This is a genomic window from Proteus sp. G4380 (assembly GCF_963885725.1).
Taxonomy (GTDB): Bacteria; Pseudomonadota; Gammaproteobacteria; order Enterobacterales; family Enterobacteriaceae; genus Proteus; species Proteus mirabilis.
In genome coordinates, this window is sequence record NZ_CAWPAV010000168.1 from 1 (window position 1) to 1,651 (window position 1,651).

Genomic DNA, 1,651 nt, shown 5'->3' on the forward strand with positions numbered 1-1,651 from the left:
TTATCACTATTTATACAATATTCAATTTATCATTTGCTATATTTTAAATTTAATAACAATATTTATAACCCAGTTAAATCTTAGGGTTATTCTTTAATATGAACAACAAACAATAAATAATGCTATATTGAATAATCAATTGATAAGGAAAAGAGATGTCTGAACACTTTCAAGGTAAATTTGAAGCAGAATTGAAATACCACTTAAAACGACCTCAAGATTTTATTGATGCATTACAACTCGCTGGAGCAACTTTATTTATATCGAAAAATGATGAAACAGATTGGTATTTAGAACATCCCAATACGCCTTTCCCTGCTCCCTCTATAAGTTTATGCGTAAGAAAAATGATCCCCTCTGGTATCAATTTATTAATTGTAAAAGGCCCAGAACAAGCCCAATGTGAAGCAGTAAAAATAGAAGATGCAGAAAAAACGGTTTCGATGTTTAAAACATTAGGTTATCACTGTATTTTAAACTATACAAAATCCCGTCAAATCTACTTTCTAGAGCAATTTCATATCACTATCGATAAATTAGACAATCTTGGTTACTTTGCTGAATTTGCTATTATGACTGATGATGAGAGTAAACTTGCTGACTATAAATTACAGTTACATAACTTAGCATATCAATTTGGCTTTAATGATAGTGAGCAAGAGCATCATAACTATAAAACAATGCTTTTAAGCAAGTTAGCTTAACTAACACGATGCACAATCTCGAGCAAATAAGATACTTGAAAAAAGCTAACATTTAATAATGCTAGCTTTTAAGCTTTTTCACTATCTCAAAGATGTTGAAACGCTGTGATCTCTTTTTTGCCATGAGCTTGTAAAAAATCAAGCACCTTTCTTGGTGATGTATTCAATATCTTCTGTTGTGGAAATTGGATCTCCGCCAATACTTCTAATACTCGCTCAAAATTCCCCAAAGATGATGCAATATGTGAATCGGAGCCTAGCGCAATTAAACCTCCGGCATCAAGCACCGCTTTCGCTATTTCAATGCAGTTTTTCTCACTTCCTACTCGAGAATGTATAAAAGAAGAATTATTCATTTCTAATGCAACATTGAACTCAGCAGCAACCTTTGCGACTTCCTTAATATCTATAGGATATTTAGGGTTTCCCGGATGGGTGATCACCTGTACTAAACCACTACTTATTGTTGCAATAAGCGCTTTAGTATTATCAACCATACCTAGTGATCCCATAACAGGATCATGAAAACCAGCGAGTACAATATCTAATTTTTTACTCATCTTCTCAGTACAGTCGATTTCACCTTTTATATTTTTGATATTTGCTTCGATGCCATAAAGAATACCAACACCATCGACCATTCTGGGGATCACCGGCAAATTTGAAAAATGCCATTCATGAGGAGCGTCATCCATATCGGGACCATGATCTGTAATCGCAAATAGCTTAATCCCTTTCTTTTTAGCTTGTTGAAAATATTCGCTAACCGTACTATAAGCATGTGTACTCGCAATGGTATGTGCATGTAAATCAACTGGATACATAAAGCTCCCCTTTTTCTGGCATACTATAACAACTGACACAATAGCCTTTTTTTTCTAAAGTTGACATCCTCCACGCCCTAAAGGACGTGGATCCCTACTGCGTTCAGACTGATGTCTGAATCA

General features: G+C 34.5%; 2 protein-coding genes. One reads left to right on the forward strand and one right to left on the reverse strand.

The features are described 5' to 3' along the window. Positions 1-155 precede the first annotated feature (155 nt). Complete coding sequence (cyaB, locus tag AACU98_RS14945) at positions 156-704, forward strand: class IV adenylate cyclase (protein WP_012367827.1); 549 nt, start codon at positions 156-158, stop codon at positions 702-704. A gap of 86 nt (positions 705-790) precedes the next feature. Here cyaB and AACU98_RS14950 read toward each other — a convergent pair whose 3' ends face one another. Beyond that, the gene (locus tag AACU98_RS14950; protein ID WP_012367826.1) at positions 791-1,528 is read right to left on the reverse strand and encodes a phosphatase; all 738 of its coding nucleotides are present in this window, start codon (positions 1,526-1,528) and stop codon (positions 791-793) included. Positions 1,529-1,651 lie beyond the last annotated feature (123 nt).